This window comes from Nitrospira calida, from assembly GCF_976986435.1.
On record NZ_OZ335950.1, the window covers coordinates 903656 to 921884 of the forward strand.

Consider the following 18229-nt stretch of genomic DNA (forward strand, 5'->3'; position numbering starts at 1 on the left):
CTGGTATCTTGTTGTGAAAGCCGATCAAGTCGAGGCCGCCACAGGTGACAAGGCAATTTCGATCCGAGGGTTCACCTTGTCGAGGTCCTTGTACAGATGCGTTTCGACAATCCGGTTGTCGTTGATGCCCAATCCTTCGCACAGGGCGTCCTGCGCGATCTTGAGGCCTCCATCCACATCTCGGCGCAGTCGGGACGTGAAATAGAACCGGATCGACAGGGCCAGATCCTCTGCTCGCAGGACCTTCAGCAAGGCGTGCCGGTGCGGAGAGCCAGCCAGCGCAAGGGTGATTTGTTGTCCGACCAGCGTCTTATATGCTCTCCCTGCGGCAGAGAGCAGGCGGCGTCCGTTGACCGTGGCATATTGATGGTTGACGCTGGGCGGGATCGGCAGGGTCAAGGAGAGGCGGTCAGCGGCCACAACAGGGAAGGGATGGGGCGTCCCGCCGGTCACCGGGGGAATGGTGCGGAGCCGGCCGGTGTTCGGCGAGCGCTTCGGCATCGCTGTCGGCGCAACCGGTTCTCTGAACTCGGCGCGTAGTTTGTCCGGAGACCGATACGAAGTCAGGCGGAGGGAAAGCGGTAAACGCGGACGTCGGCGGCCTAGTGGAATCGGCACGATGGTCGCTTAGAGCAGATTGAGAATCTTGGACAGGTGCTGTTCGTACCGGTTTTCGGTCTTGCTCAAATAGCGGCGCCACTCAGCGGGGTTCCAGATCTCCAGCCGATGATACAGCCCGACCAGCACGATCTCCTGATCCTCGTCCACGGGAATAAGCTTCCGGAGCCGGCCGGGGATCAGGATACGTCCCGCTTTATCGATCTCGGAGGTGCCGGCCTCCGAGACGATACAATGCATAAAAAGGCGGCTTTGATCCTCATCGAGCGCGGCCTTGGTCCGCTCCAGCACCTTTTCCCACTCGCCCATTGAGTAAAGCCAGAGCGACTGCTCGGGCCCTTTGAGGAAGACCACGCTATTGCCCTGTGTCTCGACCTGTTCGCGAAGGGGTGAGGGGACAATGAATCGACCCTTTTCATCGACCTTGCAGAGGTATTCGCCTGCAAACATGGCTGCGCTCCTCAGTGCGTCATGTGTGGGTTTCGTCGGCCCGTTGTCGGATCCACTGTTCGAGGTCGGCCCGTACGAACCGCCACTCCTTTCCCAGTTTGAAAGCCGGCAGGCGGTGATTCCGGATATAGCGATAAAGTGTACGAGGGGTGATCTTGAGGTAGCGACACGTCTCGGCCACGGTCAACAATTCGTTCTGGGCCTCTTTGGGCATGGAGTATCGCGCAGCAAGAAGGCTCCTGCATGGCCGGACGACGAACCAGGCGCGATCGTAGTCCCACTTCTGTCTGAAGTCAAGCGATTATTGATGACAATGCCTGTCAATCGATGTCAGTGGTGTCCGATTCCGCCAAGTCGTTGCCGGTCTCTTCCAGAGCTTCGTCCAGTTCATCGCCGAAGTCCTCGCCCATTTCCCGCCCCATTTTCTTCATGAACCTCGCCATGCTCTGCGGGTCGTTCTCGTCCAAGTCGCCGAAGTTGCTGGGGTCCGCCAGCGATTCGAGGCGGGCTTCTTCCGATTTGGGTGCGGCGAAGCGGGACATGAGCCGCTCGACGTTCGCGCTCTGACAGTGCTTGCATGAGACCGGCAATGGATTGCTAATGCTTAATATCAGGTGGCTGCTCCGTTTGCCGCAATCGCGGCAGCGATATTCGTAGATTGGCATGGTCAGTTTGAAATCGGCGCCGGCGAGGAAAGGTTTGGTACCATGCGGGCCGAGAGCAGATCCGGACTCACCGCCCGCGCCAGCGTCAGCGCAAAGACATCGCCTGCGCCGGCCTTCCTCAACGCTTTGGCGCATTCGTTGATGGTCGTTCCGGTTGTCCACACATCATCGACAAGCAACACGCGCTTGCCCGCGACCTCTTCTGGACGGCGTACCTGGAACGCCCGCCGCAGGTTCTTGAGGCGCGCTGACCGCCGCAGTCTTGTCTGCGCTTCCGTTGACCGGACGCGCACCAGGTTCGTGAAGGACAGAAGGAAACCCAGCCGTCGGTTCAGCCGATCGGCCAGGAGCAACGACTGGTTGAACTCCCGTTCGCGCAATCGCGTCGGGTGGAGCGGAACCGGCATGACCAGATCAGTGGCCGGCGTCTCCGGCAGGACGCGGATCAGCAAGTCGGCCAGCGCATCCGCGAGCGTTACTTTGCCGCCGTATTTGAACAGGCGGATGGCTTCCTGGAGCGGTGGAACATAGGGGTAGGGCGACCATGCTTCGGTGTACGCCGGTTTGGTCTTGCGGCAGGTGCCGCAGAGATGGGCTGGACTGTGGAGCAAGGAAACGGCGGACGGAAACGGCTGATGACATCGCGGACAGGAGGGGCCAGAGAACGGTTCGATCGCTGACCAACAGCGCCGGCAGAAAAACGGGATCGGATCGTCGGTGAGCGACGTCCGGCAAACCGCACATTCGACCGGCAGAAGGGCATTGAGGGTCCGCCTGGCCAAGGCCGAGAACGTCCGGGCGACGCGATACCAGGCGGAATTCTGTTCGGTGGCGGTCGTGAGCATCTGCATCGGGTTGCGCGCTGTTTTTCTAAGACAGTCGCCGCGTTCTGTCAAGGTTGTAGCCTTGCAAGACGTTGTGTTATACGAGGGCGGAGAGTGCGCAAGCCCATGGTCACATTGGTGCACGTCTCTAAAGAATACAGTCGTGGCGATGCCAAGGTTTGGGCGCTGCGGGACGTCACGCTCGAAATCGGGCGCGGAGAGTTTTGTGCCTTCGTTGGACCGAGCGGATGCGGCAAGACCACGCTGCTGAATCTCGTGGGAGGCTTGGACCTTCCCACGTCGGGAGAGATCGTCATCGACGGCCGATCGACCTCCGGATTCACCAGTGATGAGTGGACAAGGCTGCGTCGCGACCTTATCGGGGTCATCTTTCAGGCCTTCTATCTCATCCCGGGTCTGACCGCGGCGGAGAACGTCGCGCTGCCGCTTTTGCTGAAAGGAGAAAGCGGAGCGCAGGTACGGAAGCGGGTGGATGAGATGCTGGAGCTGGTCGGCATGCGCGGGCGGGAACGACACCGGCCGGCGGAACTCTCGGGAGGCGAACAGCAACGCCTTGCGATCGCCCGCGCCCTGGTCAACCGGCCGAGTTTGATGCTGGCTGATGAACCGACCGGCAATCTCGATTCCAAGAACGGGGCGGAGATCATCGCTCTGTTGCGGTCCTTGCCGCAACAATTCGGCCACACCGTCCTGTTGGTGACCCACAGCGCGGCAGCGGCTCAGGAAGCCGACTACGTGTGGCACATGCGGGATGGACAACTGACGTGCCGAACGTCTCCCCAGCTTGTCTCGCAAGGCGTGTGAGTCGATGGATTTGTCCGTCACCATAGCCGGCGTGCGGGTTCCCAGTTGCTTCATGAACGCGGCGGGCGCGCACTGCGTGACGCGGGAGGAACTGGAAGCGTTGGGGCGCTCCCGCTCCGGCGCGATCGTGACCAAGTCCATGACGCTGGAGCCGCGGCAGGGCAATCCGGAGCCGCGCTACTGTGGGTTCCCCGGAGGTTCGATCAATTCCATGGGCCTGCCCAACCTCGGCTATCTCGCCTACGCGGACCTCATCCCCTCCCTGCGTCGATTCGGCAAGCCGGTTATTGCCAGCGTGGCCGGGCTGTGCGAAGACGACTTCGTGACGATTGCCGCCGTCATCGACAAAAGCGGACCGGATCTCATCGAAGTCAACCTCTCCTGTCCCAATCTTCCCGGCAAACCACAGATCGGCTATGACCCGGAGGCGTCCGAACGGCTCATCCGAAGGGTTCGGCAGGTGGTTACGGTACCGATGGGCGTGAAGCTGCCTCCCTATTTCGATCCGGCCCATCACGACATCATGGCGCAGGTGATCGGCCGGACCGGCGTGGACTTTCTCTCGCTGATCAATTCCGTCGGCAACGGACTAGTCGTCGATCCGGAACGCGAGACGGTGGTCATCAAACCGAAGGGCGGGTTCGGGGGGTTGGGCGGCCCGGTGATCAAACCGATAGCGCTGGCGAACGTGCGGGCGTTCTGGACTCGATTCGAGGACAGGCTCCCGATCATCGGAACCGGCGGAGTGACAACCGGCATCGATGCGTTCGAACATCTCCTGTGCGGCGCGTCGGCGGTCCAGATCGGGACGGTTTTAGTCGAGGAAGGATTAGGGGTGTTCGAGCGGCTGGAACAAGAGCTGACAGCGGTCCTGGACAGAAAGGGGTACGCGTCACCGGCGGCTTGCCGCGGCAAACTGAAAGAATTGTGAGCGTTTACCTGAGCGCGAAGTTCTTCGGGAGGAGCCCGTGGAGCAGAGCCTGGCGCAGCAGTTGTGCCACGTTGCGCACCTTTAGACGCCGCATCAGATTGAAACGGTGGACTTCAACCGTTCGGACGCTGATCGCGAGCTGAGAGGCGATCTCTCGGTTTGTCATCCCTTGCGCTACGAAACGCAGAATTTGCTTTTGACGCGGCGTGAGCCCGCCACTTCGTCCAGTTTTTTTCGCCGCCTGAGGTCTGCCCGCTTTTTTGGTCTTGGCAGGTTTGGCCATAACCGTCTCCCCGTTGCGTTGCTTTTAATTCAGTCTAACAGAGGCCGGACGGTCTGTAAATGATTCTACCGTAGAATTTCCCAAGGGGGAGTACAAGACCGCGCCCGCCTCCGGCGCGGTTGGGTTTTGTGGTGGATATGGGCCCCGTGCTAAGTCGGCTTGAAGCGCTGCTGCTGCTGGGGAGAGGACATGTTGCCGAACGGCCGGTCAGGACCCTATTAACCGTCGTGGGCGTGGCCCTCGGCGTTTCGGCATCGGTGGCGGTCAGGACAGCGAACGAGGATGTCCTGCGGTCGTTTCAGGAGACGGTCATGGCCGTGGCCGGGGCCGCGACGCTGCAGGTGTCAGGCGGAGAATTGGGCCTGGACGAAACGGTGATCGCCGTCGTTCGCAAGCATCCGGACGTCATGTCGGCGTCCCCGGTCATCGAGCAAGGGGCGCGCGTGGCGGCGGGCCCGCATCGAGGCCAATCCTTTGTGGTGTTGGGGCTGGATCTGTTAGAGGCGGCCGAGCTGAAGTCGTTTCGGGTTCGAAGCGAGGGAGTCGGAGAACAGTCGCTGGATCATGTGCTTTCCGCGACGGCGCTGTTCGTCGGGCGTCGACTGGCGGTCGAGTTGGGTCTGACCGAGGGAAGCACGCTGGACCTCCTCGTCGGCAACCGCTTGCACCGAGTCACCGTCGAAGGAATCATCGACCCACCGTCGGGGCTTCCCTCGGTCTGGGAAGATCTGGCAGTGATGGACATCGCCGCGGCGCAGACGCTCTTCGGGATGGTCGGACGCCTGGACCGAATCGACGTGATCACCGAGCCGAGCCGACCGATCGATGAGGTGCAAGGAGCGTTGCAAGCCGCGGTGTCACCCTCCATCGCTGTGGAGCGGCCGGCCCAACGGAGCCGGCAAGTGGAAGAAATGGTCCGCGCGTTCCAACTGAACCTGGGCGTCCTCAGCGGCGTCGGACTCTTGGTGGGGATGTTCCTCATCTACAATACCGTGTCGTTCGCAGTGGCCCAGCGCCGCCGGGAGATCGGCGTTTTCCGGGTTCTGGGGATGTCCGAGCGGGCGGTGGCAGGTCTGTTTCTCGCGGAAGCGGCGGCCATCGGGATCGCTGGTGGCTTGCTCGGCGGCGCCCTCGGTTTGGCGCTGGCCAAGGGGCTTGTGGCGTTGCTGAGCCGGACGGTGTCCGACCTCTATGTGTCGGTGATCGAAACAGTCGGTCGCTCGGAAATTGGGATGGAGGAGATCCTGGGCGTGCTGGCCGAAGGCGCGCTGATCGGGGGATTAGTCTCGATGGTCGGGGCGCTGGGACCGAGCCTGGACGCCAGCCGAACGGTTCCGGTGCTCGCATTGGCGCCGGGGAGCTACGAAGCGAACCGGCAACTGCGCATGCGCACCGTGGCGGGAATCGGGGTCGCGCTCCTGATCGTCTCAGGGCTGCTGGCCATGCCTGGACCGATTTCGGAACTGCCGGTGTTCGGCTACGTCTCCACGCTGTGCGTGCTGGTCGGCCTGTCGTGTCTGGCGCCGCTGCTGATCCACGGGGGCTGGGCCTTGACCCGCCGCGGCCGGAGACGAGTGGATCTGTCGGCCTCCGGCGTGCTCAGGGCGATCGCGGCGGATCAGACGGCGCGCTCGCCCGGCCGCAACGGCGTCACCGTGTCCGCGCTGATGATCGGTCTGGCCATCATGGTCGGAGTCGGAATCATGGTTCGCAGCTTTCGCCACACGGTCGAAATTTGGATCAACGAGACGGTCATGGCCGACTTGGTGCTGGCACCGGGCCTCTGGTTGCGCGGAACCCAGCACGGGATGTTGGACAGGCGCCTTCCCCGGGAGTGGGAGGCGCTTGTGGCATCGGTACCAGGGGTGGCGGCGGTGGATGCCTACCGTGATCTGCGAATCGACATTCAGGGCCGGTCGGCGGCGCTGGTCTCGCGCGATTTGCGGCTTCATGCTGAACGGAGCCGATACCTGTTCGTCTCAGGAGACTCCGCCGCGATTCTCCGGCGCGCGGCCGCCGAAGACGGCATAATCCTTTCGGAAGTCCTGGCCGGGCGCCTCGGAGTGAAAGAGGGGGACGCGCTTCCGCTGATGACTCCCTCCGGCGAGAGACGTTTCACGATCATGGGCGTGTTCTACGACTACGCCACCGATGGCGGCAAGATCGTGATGGACCAAAGCCTCTACCGCCGGCTCTGGAGAGACGACGAGGTCACAGTGTTCCCTGTATATCTGGAGCCGGGTGCGGACCTCGATACGGTGCGGAAGGCGATCGCTCAGAAGCTGGCGGTGGAGTCATCGGCCTATGCTCCTCCCGCGCTCGTCAGCAATGCCGAGCTCAAGCGCGAGATTTTGGACATCTTCGACCGGACCTTTTTCTTGACCTATGCACTGGAGGCGATCGCGGTCATCATCGCCGTCCTGGGCATCGTGAACACGCTGCTCACGTCTGTGCTGGAGCGGCAACGGGAGTTGGCCACGCTGCGCGCGATCGGCGCCAGCGACCGGCAGATTCACCGCTTGGTGTTGTGGGAGGCGGGCTATCTGGGCGTGCTGGGTGCTGCCCTAGGCTTGGTCGGCGGCATCCTGCTCTCTCTGCTGCTGATCAATGTGATCAACAAACAGTCGTTCGGATGGACGATTCAGTTCATGTTGCCGATGGGCGTGCTCGTCGAAGCGGTAGTGCTGGCCGTGGCGGTTGCCCTCCTCGCCGGCTATGTCCCGGCCCGCTGGGCAGGCAAGCAGCCGATCGTGGAGGGCCTGCGGTATGAATAGACGAGGTCGGAAAAGGAAAAAGGCCGAAAAGGGGTCGGGAACCTTGTCGAGTGCAGTTCAAGTTCAAAAAAGACTCCCGAAGTTCAAAAAAGACTCCCGACCCCTTTTTATACCTCTGCTGCTGATCAATGTGATCAACAAACAGTCGTTCGGATGGACGATTCAGTTCATGTTGCCGATGGGCGTGCTCGTCGAAGCGGTAGTGCTGGCCGTGGCGGTTGCCCTCCTCGCCGGCTATGTCCCGGCCCGCTGGGCGGGCAAGCAGCCGATCGTGGAAGGGCTGCGGTATGAATAGGGCAGGACGGTCTAGTCGATCTCCTGTGCTCGTAGAGGCGAAAGAAGAGAAAAGGAGGGCCGGGAGTCTTTTCGAGTGTGTTCTTTCGTTGTCCACAGCAAGAAAAGATTCCCGACCCCTTTTTATCCCTGACCCCTTTTTATCTTTCTGGTCGATGAGTCTACATGCTATAAGTGGACAGATTATAAGAGACAATTCAGTTGGCACCTGCTGGCGAGATGCAAAGTTTGATCTCGACGATGAGTGGCGATGAATCGAAGAAGGAATGTTGAGCGAGGTCATAAGCCACGGGTCTTCTCAACCTGTCAAGAAGAGGGGTGCCAAGCGTGAAATCAGAATTGTGCTTTGCGGGAAGCGCTTTGTATGGATGGGAACTGTTGCCATGATCCTTGTCCGCCCCTGTGCGACCCGTGCGGAACCCTACGTGGCAGGGTTTGTGGGGTATGGACTTTCGGCGCAATTGAGCGACGTCAAGGGAGTTGCAGGCGTCACCGGTCGAATCTCGGTCTCCAGAATTCTCCGATCTATGGGGGGGGGACTTTCTGGGCAACCTGCAATATTTCGGAGGCGAAGCAGAGGTCTATACGGCGACTCCCTATCTCAAGCAGCAGCACTTCACGGAGAGCGGTTCGGGCGGAGAACAAACCGCTATTGTTCCCGGTGTTCATCTTCGGGTGACCACGCGGCCTTTAACGGGGTCTACCGTTATCCTGGTGAAATTGTGCCCTATGCAGGGGCCGGACTCGGTCTCTTCTGGTACACCTCTCCTTCATCGACGGCGGGCTCTGCAATCCGGCCGGGCTTGAATGTCTTGGCCGGAGTGCGGGGCTTCATGACGAAGCATATCGCCGCTTTTGGAGAATACAAGTTCAATCAGGCGAGCTTTCTTCCCTTCTTCGGCGGCTTGAAAGCTGATTACAGCGCTCACTTTGTGGTGTTCGGAGTGGGGTATCACTTCTGACGCCCATTTTCATATCAAAATGCTGAACCGTCTTGCGCAACTCCTAGTTCTAGTAGTCGGATGCGTTGCCGTTACTCTGCTGCTTAGGATCAATGACTCTGCACAGAGCAGGCCGGAAGCGCGTCAGGAGACGCCCGTCCGTCCGGTCGTTGGGTGCCTGTCTGTTCCTGATTGGGCGTGGATGCGAGCGCTGGTCCCGGCGTCGGTCGGTCAGGCGCTGGTCTGTCTTTTAGCGTCCGGTTCAGTAGCGGTGATGGAGAGATCGTCAGTACCTTTCGGAGGAGAGGAGGGCAGTCGAGGACAGGGCACCAATTGGCTGGCCGAGGCCGCCACACAAGCAGAGGAACGTCTGAAAGGGTTTGGTGTGCCGACAGAGCTGCCCCCCGAATCGCTGATCCTGTCGCCAGGGTTTCTGTCAGTCCTTGCGCTTCTTCTGGTGGGCTATGTCTACTTTAAAGTCAGGAAGCCGTGATCAGTCTTGGCGTGCATAAGTGCAGGAGGGGCTCACGAGGTTCCGGGCCGGTGGGTAGTCACCAGTTCCTCACGAGCGCAGGCTTGGCTGTACTGCACTTCAATCTCGAACCCCAGATCGGCGATCATCTGCCACACTTCGGGGGCCGGTTGACCGGGGGTGGTGAGGTAGCCGTCCACAAACATCGAGTCGGCAGGGTAGAGCGCGAGCGGCTGCAATGAACGAAGATTGAATTCCCGTCCGCCGGCGATCCGGATTTCCGTCCTTGGATGAAGGAACCGGAAGAGGCACAGCACTTTCAGGCAACGCTGCGGGGTGAGGTCCTTGCAGTGCTCCAAGGGTGTGCCGGGGACCGGATGCAGGGTGTTCAGCGGGATGGAATCCGGTTTGACGTCGCGCAGCGCCAGGGCCAGATCGATGATGTCGTCGTCCCGTTCGCCCATGCCGACGATACCGCCCGAGCAGATTTCGAGGCCGGCGGATCGGGCGTGTCGGATCGTCGCCAGCCGATCCTGGAACGTGTGGGTCGTGCAGATCGAGGGATGATAGGCCTCGCTCGTGTTCAGGTTGTGATTGATCCGATCCACGCCGGCGGCCTTGAGTGTCCGGGCCTGCTCTTCATTCAGCAATCCCAGCGAACAGCAGATCTGAAGGGGAATCTCCCGCTTGATGGCCTTCACCGCGTCGGCGATCTCGGCAATCTCCCGATCCAGCGGACTGCGCCCGCTGATCACGATGCAATAGCGCTGCGCCTTGCACGCCGCCGCCCGCTTCGCACCTTCGACCATCCGCTCTCGAGGCAACAGACCGTAACGTTCGATCGCGGCGGTTGAGATCGAGGACTGCGAACAGTAGTGACAGTCCTCTTGGCAGGCGCCGCTCTTGGCGTTCAGCAACATCTGGAGCCGGACGGTCTTACCGAAGTAGCGTTCGCGGACGCGAAAGGCAGCCTGAAGCAGGGAGAGCAGTTCCTCATCGGGAGTCTGCAAGACGAATCGGCATTCCTCCCGTGTGAGCATGTCGTCCCGCAGGGCTTTCTCGGTGAGAGCGTTAAAGTCGGGCATAGTCGTCTCCACTTGGACGAGGATCAGGATAAACAGGCAAGGCCAACCTACACGGTTTCGAAGGGCGATGCAATGCCTTGATAGGGCACGGCGCGGAGGGTAGGCACCGGGTGGTCCTGATCGGCGCCGGATTTGCCGGTGTCCACCCAGGGCAAGGCAACATAGGTGTTCCAAAGCCCGCAACGGCGGCAGCGGCCAGCCCATTCGACGATCTCGTGCTGGCAATGGGTGCAGACATAGGGGACGACCACGCGTTTCTTAAACCCCAGCGCCTTTTTCAGTTCCGCCACGGCCTGCAGCACGTGCTGTTTGCGCAAATAAAGGTTGGCCATGATCTTGTGATAGTCGACCATCTGATCCTGCGGCCCTTCGATCGTCGAAAGCAAATCATAGGCTTCGTCTACCATCTCCAGCCGGTAGTAAAGCTTGCCTAGATAGAACTGCAGCACCGGGTTGCGTGGGTCCTGCTGGACGGCTTCCTGATAGACGCGGATAATCTCGGCCGGCTCGCCTAGTTCCAGGTACAGTTCTTCGAGTCGGTGAAGGATGATGACGTTCTTTGTCTTGGTATAGACCTTCTTGAGGATCTCGACGGCGTTCTTGACCTTGCCTTCGCGGACGAGAATTTCGCCCAAGCCGATATAGGCGGGCAGAAACCCTCGGTCTTTTTTGATGGCGCCGCGGAAGTAGCGGCGCGCCTTTTCCGGATGGCCGCGTTCGAGCAGTTGGCGTCCAACCTCGTACATGCAGCCGACCAGGAGGTTGGTCTCCGCGCGCTTGTCGGACTCCGAGAGGTGGGCCTTCAGCAGGCGGTGCTGGATTTCGAGCGCATCGGCCCATTTCTCCAATCGGATAAAGAGGTCCCGCTTGCGGATCAGAGCGGTCAGATTGTCCGGCTCGATTTTCAGGATATCCTGTAAGGCCTCGAGCGCGTCCTCATAGCGCTTGGCGCACTCGAGATCCTTGGCCAGTTCCAGCAGCACCTCGATGTTCCGCGCATCCACCCGGTGTGCGTGTTGGTGGAGCCGGATCGCTTCGGCGTAATTGTTCTCCGAGCGGTAGATATTGCCCAGCCAGAGTAAGGAATCGGTGCGGTTCGGGTCGAGGGCCAGAGCTTTTTCAAAGAGACCGATAGCCTCGGCGGTGCGCTTTGACATGAAGGCATGGGTGCCTTCGCGGTGGAGCGCATCGACTTTTTCTTTGCGCCGCAGCAGGCGGTTGCTCCGCCACGTACCGATGAAATGAACCGTTTCGCGCATGCCGACCAGCAGGGTGACGATGAAGGCCCCTCCTGCCATCGAGACCAAAACCAGCGTCACCGGACTCAGTTCAAAGGTGTCGGTTGGGCTTATGCGGATGGTGATGGTGCCGGGATTCAGCTCGCGGAAGTAACCGTAAATGAAGATGCCGGCGCTGACCAAGAAGATGGTGAGCAACAGCCGAAACATGGCTCAGGCCTGTTTTCGCGACCGGACCCGAACCGGACGGGCCCGTGGAGTCTGGCGGACCGGGGCCGGGCTGGACGAACCTTCCGAGGGCAACCGGACTCGTTTGGCATCAGCCCACAGTTTTTCCAACGCATAGTGTTCGCGCACGTCCTTGCGGAACACATGCGCGACCACGTCGCCGAAGTCCATCAGAATCCAGGTGGACGCGGAGGTACCTTCAATGCTGAGCGGCGCGGATCGCTGCGCCGAGAGGACCGCGTCCACGTTGTCTGCGATGGCCTTGACTTGACGTTCCGATTCCCCGGAACACAGCACCAGATAATCGGCGACGGAGGTCAGTTTCGCGACGTGAAGGATCAGGACATCGGAGGCCTTTTTGTCGAGGGATGCCCGGGCAATCGCGAGAGCCTTGGCCTTAGACTCCGGTATGATCGGTGTCCTCCCAATAGAGCTTGTGCTGGATTATATAGGATTCAACGGGGGCGGGCAACAGATTAGCCAAGCCCAGGCGTTGCCGAATGCGGAGGCGGATGTCCGAGGCGGAGACCGTGCAGGGCGGAAGGCGGAGCAGCGAAAGGCCCGGGCCGTCGGGGATCTGAACGTCGACGCGCGCTCGCTGATCGGCGTCAAGCTCGGTCAGCCGTGCCGGTTCGATCGGCGGCAGCAAGGAGACCTTCTCGATCGAACGGAACAGCGCGCCGGGCCGCGAAACAACGACGAAATGACAGAGGCGCAGCAGGGTCGGTGCCTCCCGCCAACTGTCGAAGTCCAAAAAGGCGTCGAGGCCGATGATAAAGAAGAGGGAGGTCGATGCGCCGTGGGTGCGCTGCAGCTCCCGCACCGTGTCAATCGAATAGGACTTCGTCTGGCGGCGGATCTCGATGTCGGTCAGGGCGAAGGTCGGTTCGCCGGCGATGGCGAGCCGGACCATTTCGTAGCGATGCTCCGCCCGCGCGAGCACGCCCGGCGGCTTATGCGGCGGATCGCCGGTGGGGATGAAGAGAACTCGGTCGAGCCCCATCCGGTCCCGCGTCTGTGCGGCGATCGTGAGGTGGCAGACGTGGATCGGATTGAACGTGCCGCCGAATAAGCCGAGACGCATCTTAAAATTCTGAATTGTGAATTCTGAATTGTGAATTTAAAAAGGACATAGGATCAGGGCAGGATACCGCTAGTCCGGCAATTCATCACTCAGCATTCAGAATTCCTCATTGCTCCTAGAGGATCACCAGGTTGTCCCGGTGAATGACCTCTTCATACTCCTGCTGACCGAGGAGTTGTTGGATCTCCGGCGTCTTCAGGCCTTTGATGCGGGCCAGGGTCTCGGAAGAGAAATTCACCAGTCCCTTCGCGAATTCTTTGCCGTCGCGATTCGTGCAGGCGACCGGGTCGCCTGCTTCGAACCGGCCGCTCACGTCCATGATGCCCGAGGCCAGCAGACTCTTGCCCCGTTTCGTCAGCGCTTCCACCGCGCCGTCGTCCAGTTTGAGCGATCCACGGGCGCGCAGGGTGAAGGCGATCCACTGCTTGCGGCTGGTCAAGCGGCGGCTGCGAGCCAAAAACAGGCTGCCCCCCGGCTGACCGGCGAACACGGCCGGCAAGAGCCCGGGCTTTCCCCCGTTGAGGATCAACGTGGCCACGCCGTACTCGGCCACCTTCTTGGCGGCGCGCACCTTTGTCGCCATGCCGCCCGTGCCTTCGAAGGTGGAGGAGAGTCCGGCGCGGTGCTCGATGTCCTCCGTGACGTCCGGGATGAGGGGAATCAACGTCGCTGTGGGGTTGCGTCGCGGGTCCTCGGTGTAGAACCCGTCGACATCGGAGAGGATCACCAATAGATCGGCGTCCACCAAATGCGCGACCTCGCCAGCCAGGGTGTCGTTGTCGCCGAAGCGGATCTCGTCCACCGCCACCGTGTCGTTCTCATTGATGATGGGCACCACGCCGAATGCGAGCAGCGTGGTCAACGTGTGGCGGGCGTTGAGAAAGCGCCGCCGGTCGGCGAGGTCCTGATGCGTGAGCAGGATCTGGGCGACCTTGAATCCGACGCGCTCGAAGGCTTTCTCGTAGGCCCACATCAACCGACTCTGGCCGACGGCGGCGGCGGCCTGTTTGACCGGCAGATTCTTTGGATAAGTCTTGAGGCCGAGTTTCTTGATGCCGGACACGATCGCACCGGACGAGACGATCAGGATCTCCCGCCCACCCGTCCTGAGCAAGGCGATCTCGTCGGCCAACCGGTCGATCTGTTCCGGACGCAGGCCGCAGTCGCGCGAGGCGACCAGACTGCTGCCGATCTTGACGACGATCCGTTTGGCGTGTTTTAGGAGTTCGTCGCGCACGGTTCTTTTCTCAACGCGTCCACTATCTGGCCGACGAAGCGCATGAGATCGTCGAGCCCTTCACGGGTCACGGCCGAGATCGGGAAGAATGTGAGACGGTGCCGTCGGCAATAGGTCCGCAGGCGCTCCAGGCGCGAGCCGGACTCGCGAATGTCCACTTTCGTGCCGACCACCGCGAAGGGTTTGGCTTTGAGCGACGCGTCATAGGCCGCCAGCTCTTTCCGCATGACTTCGAAGGCAGCAACGGGGTCGTCCGGCGCGGACTCCGACACGTCCACCAGGTGCAACAGAAACGACGTCCGCTCAATGTGTCGCAGGAACTGGAAGCCCAGCCCTTTGCCTTGGTGAGCGCCTTCGATCAGGCCGGGAATATCCGCGACGACGAAACTGCGGTCTTCGCCCAGGCGGACCACCCCCAGATTGGGGGTCAATGTCGTGAACGGATAGTCCGCAATCTTGGGACGCGCGGCGGAGATGGCAGCGATCAAGGTGGATTTGCCGGCGTTGGGCAAGCCGACCAAGCCGACATCGGCCAGCAACTTGAGTTCCAGGCGCAGCCAGCGTTCCTCGCCGGGCGTGCCGTGCTCGAAGTGCGTCGGCACGCGGTTCGTGGGCGTCGCGAAATGGGAATTGCCGCGGCCGCCGCGCCCCCCGTGGGCGGCCACGAAAGAATCGCCGTCCGCCGCCAAGTCGGCCAACATCTCGCCGGTCTCGTCGTCGAACACCATTGTGCCGACCGGGACCGGAATGACGACGTCGTCGGCGGTGCGGCCGTGGCGGTTGGACCCCTCTCCGGGTCTACCGGCCCGGGCCTCATACCGCTGCTGGTACCGGAGGTCGAGGAGGGTGCTGAGGCGGTGCGACGCGACCAGGATCACGTTCCCGCCGTTCCCGCCGTCCCCGCCGTCCGGTCCCCCGTGCGGAACGTACTTTTCGCGGCGAAAACTGCAGGCGCCGTCTCCGCCACGCCCGGCCTTCACGAAAATGCGGACTTCATCGACAAACATGAAGATCACCAGGACCCGCGCTCGATCCTGTGGATCGCGCAAAGGGTATCTGCTTGGTCAAACCTGACCGCGACCGTGCGTTGATACAGGATAAAGGATCAGAAGGAGGAGGGGGAAGGCGCCGCCCTAGTCGGTCAAGGAGGTCGGATACACGCTCACTTTTTGCCTGTCCCGGCCGCCTTCGAATTTCACCACCCCGGTGATCTTGGCGAACAGCGTATGATCCCGCCCTAGGCCGACGTTGAAGCCGGGAAAGAATTTTGTCCCACGCTGCCGGACGAGAATGCTCCCCGCTTTCACCGTTTCACCGCCGAACGCCTTGACGCCAAGATATTGGGGATTGCTGTCGCGCCCGTTTCGGGAGGAGCCGCCGCCTTTGTTCGTTGCCATTGTTCAGTTCCTCGTCGCTCGTCGTTTGTTTCTCGCCCCGACCGTCGATCGCATCTCGCTGACGGACGGCGCTTCATGAGCACGCTTTCCGGACGCTCTCGCCGCTTCACGCGGTCTGGATGTCAGTGACCCGAATCTGCGTGTAGTCCTGCCGGTGACCTTTCGTCCGCCGATAGTTCTTCCGACGTTTTTTCTTGAAGACCGTGATTGAACGGGTTCGCCCATGCTTGATGATTTCCGCCAGGACCCGCGCGCCCTCAACGACCGGCTGGCCGACCAGGAAGCCGTTATCGCCGTGGACCAGCCGGACTCGATCCAGTTCGATCGTCCCGCCAACTTCGCCGGGCAGCGCTTCTACCTGCAGCAGGGTCCCCGGCTCGACCCAATACTGTTTGCCGCCGGTCTCCACAATCGCGTACATGATACCATTCGCCTCCACTTCGGGAGGGAAAATATGTAACACAGGGCCGGAAAAACTGTCAAGGTAAAGGACGACGGGATCCAGGGCTCTTAGGATTTGGATTTAGAACAGAGCTCAATTCACGAGACACTCGCTCAGGACTTGCCGGTTCGTTGACAAGGTTGAGGGCGCTGCTATACCGTTGTGCTTGTCTCGGAACCGAACCCATATTGGGGGCTCCATGATGCAACCCAGCGAGAAAATCTGGATGGACGGCACGTTTGTGAATTGGGCGGATGCGAACGTCCATGTCCTGACCCATTCTCTCCACTACGGTTTGGCGGCCTTCGAGGGTATTCGTTGCTATCAGGGGAAGAACGGCTCGGCCATCTTTCGCCTGCCGGAACATGTGGACCGGCTTTTCGAGTCAGCGCATATCGCCATGATTCGGATACCGTATGACAAAAAACAGGTGACCGAGGCGATCGTCGAGACCGTGCGGGTGAACAAGCTGGAGGCCTGCTATATCCGTCCGCTGGTCTACATCGGGTACGGCGCGATGGGACTCTATCCGGGGGAGAACCCGATTCGCGTCGCGATCGCGGCGTGGCGGTGGGGTGCCTATCTGGGAGAGGAGGCGTTGGCCAGCGGCATCCGCGCGCGCGTGTCGTCCTTCACGCGGCACCATGTGAATGTCTCCATGACCCGCGGGAAAATCTCCGGCTACTACGTGAACTCGATCCTTGCCAAGCGCGAGGTAAAGGCGGACGGATATGACGAAGCCATTATGCTGGATCCCGAGGGCTATGTCGCGGAAGGGACGGGCGAGAATGTTTTTATTGTCAGGCGAGGCGTGCTCAAGACGACGCCGTTGACATCCATTCTTGAAGGCATTACGCGAAATTCCGTCATTCAGCTTGCGCGGGAGCGCGGGATTCCGGTAGCGGAAGAACGGTTCACCCGCGACGAAATGTACGTCGCCGACGAAGTGTTCGTGACAGGGACAGCAGCGGAACTCACCCCTGTGCGGGAAATCGACAACCGGCGGATCGGGGCGGGCAAACCCGGGCCGATCACAATGGCGCTTCAGAAGGCCTTCTTTGACGTGGTCACAGGTGAAGATCCTTCCCACCAGGCGTGGCTGACGAGGGTGTAAAAACAGCCGTCAGCCATCGGTCTCCAGCGGCCAGCTTCTCTCCAGAGGAGAGCCATCTCACAGGGTGAGGCTTTGGTTCGAAGCGGATCGCTTGATTACGTGGTGCGGACCGGAGTTTTTACTGAAAGCTGGTGACGGACAGCCAAAAACTTATGGAGTCGCTGGCTTGCTTTCTTCTGCCGGCCGGCTTGGCGGGGAGTCTTTGGGACCGTCTGTCGGAGAGGCGGGCGTCGCTTTCTTGTTCAAGTCGATGACGGTGGACGAGAAGGTACGTTCCTTGGCCAGGATGGCGAGGCTCAGCGAAGTGATCATGAATACGGTGGCGGCCACCACCGTGAACTTGCTCAGGAAATTGGCCGGCCCGCGGCTTCCGAAAACGGTCTGGCTGGAGCCGCCGAAGGCGGCGCCGATCTCCGCGCCTTTGCCGGACTGGAGCAAGATGGCGCCGATCATGAGGAAACAGACCAGCACATGAACGATCACGATCAAGGTGTACATCGCTGCCTCATCGGGAACGCGCGGCGCGGGCTTGCGCAGCGGCGAGGATTGTAGCAAAGGCGTTCGGATCGAGACAAGCCCCTCCGACCAACGCGCCGTCGATGTGGTCGTCAGCCAGCAACGATTCCACGTTCTGCGGTGTCACACTCCCGCCATACAGGATGCGGATCGCAGTCGCCGCATCAGATCCCCACTGATCCGCGAGCTTCCTCCGGATGGTCCGGTGCACGACCGCCGCCTGCTCCGGTAAAGCGGCTCGTCCCGTGCCAATGGCCCACACCGGTTCGTACGCGATCGTCACCGCCGTCGCTTCGTCTTTGCGCAGATCCGCCAGTCCTTTCAGGAGTTGTCCAATCACCACGGCGTCGGTACGATCGGCGTCGCGATCGGCGGCCGATTCTCCCACGCAGAAAATCGGCCGGAGGCCGTGCTTCACGGCGGCGCGTACCTTCTTGTTGATGAGGTCGTCCTGCTCGCCGAAGATCTGCCGCCGTTCGGAATGTCCGACGATCACGTAGCGGCAGCCCAGGTCTTTCAACATCGGGCCGGAAACCTCGCCGGTGAATGCGCCCTGATCTTCACAGAATAGGTTCTGCGCGGCCAAGGCAAAGCGGGAATCGCCGGCCAGCGCGTCACGCACCGCCTGGAGCGCCGTGAACGGCGGCGCGAGGACCGCCTCAATCTCCACTGTCTTGGGGACCAGCGGCGAGAGGCGGCAGACATAGTCGATCGCCTCCGAGGCCGTCTTATGCATCTTCCAATTGCCCACGATGAGCAGCCGGCGCACGGCGGTGACCTCGACGGATTGTTATGCGAGGGAGCACGGCAC

23 protein-coding genes are annotated in these 18229 nt (G+C 61.2%); 7 read left to right on the plus strand and 16 right to left on the minus strand.

Features of this window, described 5'->3' with window-relative positions; genetic code table 11:
• Nucleotides 1–24: 24 nt before the first annotated feature.
• The 5 genes from ACWHTU_RS04530 to ACWHTU_RS04550 all read right to left on the minus strand — a co-directional run bounded on the left by ACWHTU_RS04530 (nt 25) and on the right by ACWHTU_RS04550 (nt 2584).
• Nucleotides 25–501, minus strand: coding sequence for a RusA family crossover junction endodeoxyribonuclease (locus ACWHTU_RS04530; RefSeq protein WP_447862009.1), 477 nt, complete (start codon nt 499–501; stop codon nt 25–27).
• A 126-nt stretch (nt 502–627) separates the two neighbouring features.
• Entirely contained in the window at nt 628–1068 is a 441-nt protein-coding gene (locus ACWHTU_RS04535; protein WP_447862011.1) for a division/cell wall cluster transcriptional repressor MraZ, read from the minus strand.
• 19 nt (nt 1069–1087) lie between these two features.
• Nucleotides 1088–1282 (minus strand): helix-turn-helix domain-containing protein, encoded by a 195-nt coding sequence (locus ACWHTU_RS04540; protein ID WP_447862013.1) that lies wholly within the window; start codon nt 1280–1282, stop codon nt 1088–1090.
• A 106-nt stretch (nt 1283–1388) separates the two neighbouring features.
• Nucleotides 1389–1733, minus strand: a complete 345-nt coding sequence (locus ACWHTU_RS04545; protein ID WP_447862015.1) for an FmdB family zinc ribbon protein — start codon at nt 1731–1733, stop codon at nt 1389–1391.
• Between the two features lie 2 nt (nt 1734–1735).
• A complete protein-coding gene (locus tag ACWHTU_RS04550) occupies nt 1736–2584 on the minus strand; it encodes a phosphoribosyltransferase family protein (RefSeq protein WP_447862017.1) in 849 nt (282 codons plus the stop codon).
• A gap of 99 nt (nt 2585–2683) precedes the next feature.
• On the opposite strand from ACWHTU_RS04550, the gene ACWHTU_RS04555 reads away from it, so the two are divergent.
• Together ACWHTU_RS04555 and ACWHTU_RS04560 are read left to right on the plus strand one after the other, a co-directional pair.
• Nucleotides 2684–3382 (plus strand): ABC transporter ATP-binding protein, encoded by a 699-nt coding sequence (locus ACWHTU_RS04555; RefSeq protein ID WP_447862019.1) that lies wholly within the window; start codon nt 2684–2686, stop codon nt 3380–3382.
• Between the two features lie 4 nt (nt 3383–3386).
• A complete protein-coding gene (locus ACWHTU_RS04560) occupies nt 3387–4313 on the plus strand; it encodes a dihydroorotate oxidase (protein WP_447862021.1) in 927 nt (308 codons plus the stop codon).
• A gap of 4 nt (nt 4314–4317) precedes the next feature.
• Here the strand turns inward: ACWHTU_RS04560 and ACWHTU_RS04565 are convergent, their stop codons facing one another.
• The gene (locus tag ACWHTU_RS04565; protein WP_447862023.1) at nt 4318–4596 is read right to left on the minus strand and encodes a response regulator transcription factor; all 279 of its coding nucleotides are present in this window, start codon (nt 4594–4596) and stop codon (nt 4318–4320) included.
• Between the two features lie 146 nt (nt 4597–4742).
• On the opposite strand from ACWHTU_RS04565, the gene ACWHTU_RS04570 reads away from it, so the two are divergent.
• The 4 genes from ACWHTU_RS04570 to ACWHTU_RS04585 all read left to right on the plus strand — a co-directional run bounded on the left by ACWHTU_RS04570 (nt 4743) and on the right by ACWHTU_RS04585 (nt 9098).
• Nucleotides 4743–7370, plus strand: a complete 2628-nt coding sequence (locus ACWHTU_RS04570) for an ABC transporter permease (protein WP_447862024.1) — start codon at nt 4743–4745, stop codon at nt 7368–7370.
• Nucleotides 7371–7500: 130 nt separating this feature from the next.
• A complete protein-coding gene (locus ACWHTU_RS04575) occupies nt 7501–7665 on the plus strand; it encodes a hypothetical protein (RefSeq protein ID WP_447862026.1) in 165 nt (54 codons plus the stop codon).
• 832 nt (nt 7666–8497) lie between these two features.
• Nucleotides 8498–8626 carry a hypothetical protein gene (locus ACWHTU_RS04580; protein ID WP_447862028.1) on the plus strand — a complete coding sequence of 43 codons (129 nt, stop codon included), beginning with the start codon at nt 8498–8500 and terminating at the stop codon, nt 8624–8626.
• A 181-nt stretch (nt 8627–8807) separates the two neighbouring features.
• Nucleotides 8808–9098: a hypothetical protein gene (locus ACWHTU_RS04585; RefSeq protein WP_447862030.1), complete on the plus strand. Its 291-nt coding sequence runs from the start codon at nt 8808–8810 to the stop codon at nt 9096–9098.
• 32 nt (nt 9099–9130) lie between these two features.
• Here ACWHTU_RS04585 and bioB read toward each other — a convergent pair whose 3' ends face one another.
• From bioB to rplU, 8 genes are all read right to left on the minus strand, one after another.
• The gene (gene bioB, locus ACWHTU_RS04590) at nt 9131–10162 is read right to left on the minus strand and encodes a biotin synthase BioB (RefSeq protein WP_447862032.1); all 1032 of its coding nucleotides are present in this window, start codon (nt 10160–10162) and stop codon (nt 9131–9133) included.
• Nucleotides 10163–10209: 47 nt separating this feature from the next.
• Nucleotides 10210–11610, minus strand: a complete 1401-nt coding sequence (locus ACWHTU_RS04595) for a tetratricopeptide repeat protein (RefSeq protein ID WP_447862034.1) — start codon at nt 11608–11610, stop codon at nt 10210–10212.
• Nucleotides 11611–11613: 3 nt separating this feature from the next.
• Nucleotides 11614–12057: a ribosome silencing factor gene (gene rsfS, locus ACWHTU_RS04600; protein ID WP_447863308.1), complete on the minus strand. Its 444-nt coding sequence runs from the start codon at nt 12055–12057 to the stop codon at nt 11614–11616.
• Complete coding sequence (nadD, locus tag ACWHTU_RS04605) at nt 12026–12712, minus strand: nicotinate-nucleotide adenylyltransferase (protein WP_447862035.1); 687 nt, start codon at nt 12710–12712, stop codon at nt 12026–12028. The genes rsfS and nadD overlap by 32 nt, the downstream gene beginning before the upstream one ends.
• A gap of 115 nt (nt 12713–12827) precedes the next feature.
• A complete protein-coding gene (proB, locus tag ACWHTU_RS04610) occupies nt 12828–13949 on the minus strand; it encodes a glutamate 5-kinase (protein ID WP_447862037.1) in 1122 nt (373 codons plus the stop codon).
• On the minus strand, nt 13931–14956 hold the full coding sequence (gene obgE, locus ACWHTU_RS04615) for a GTPase ObgE (protein WP_447863309.1): 1026 nt from the start codon (nt 14954–14956) through the stop codon (nt 13931–13933). The genes proB and obgE overlap by 19 nt, the downstream gene beginning before the upstream one ends.
• A gap of 126 nt (nt 14957–15082) precedes the next feature.
• Complete coding sequence (gene rpmA / locus ACWHTU_RS04620; protein WP_447862039.1) at nt 15083–15346, minus strand: 50S ribosomal protein L27; 264 nt, start codon at nt 15344–15346, stop codon at nt 15083–15085.
• Nucleotides 15347–15452: 106 nt separating this feature from the next.
• Nucleotides 15453–15767 (minus strand): 50S ribosomal protein L21, encoded by a 315-nt coding sequence (rplU, locus tag ACWHTU_RS04625; protein WP_447862041.1) that lies wholly within the window; start codon nt 15765–15767, stop codon nt 15453–15455.
• Nucleotides 15768–15987: 220 nt separating this feature from the next.
• On the opposite strand from rplU, the gene ACWHTU_RS04630 reads away from it, so the two are divergent.
• Complete coding sequence (locus ACWHTU_RS04630; protein ID WP_447862043.1) at nt 15988–16902, plus strand: branched-chain amino acid transaminase; 915 nt, start codon at nt 15988–15990, stop codon at nt 16900–16902.
• Between the two features lie 150 nt (nt 16903–17052).
• Here the strand turns inward: ACWHTU_RS04630 and secG are convergent, their stop codons facing one another.
• Both secG and tpiA read right to left on the minus strand, forming a co-directional pair.
• Complete coding sequence (gene secG, locus ACWHTU_RS04635) at nt 17053–17400, minus strand: preprotein translocase subunit SecG (protein WP_447862044.1); 348 nt, start codon at nt 17398–17400, stop codon at nt 17053–17055.
• A 7-nt stretch (nt 17401–17407) separates the two neighbouring features.
• Nucleotides 17408–18187 (minus strand): triose-phosphate isomerase, encoded by a 780-nt coding sequence (gene tpiA, locus ACWHTU_RS04640; RefSeq protein ID WP_447862046.1) that lies wholly within the window; start codon nt 18185–18187, stop codon nt 17408–17410.
• Nucleotides 18188–18229: the final 42 nt, after the last annotated feature.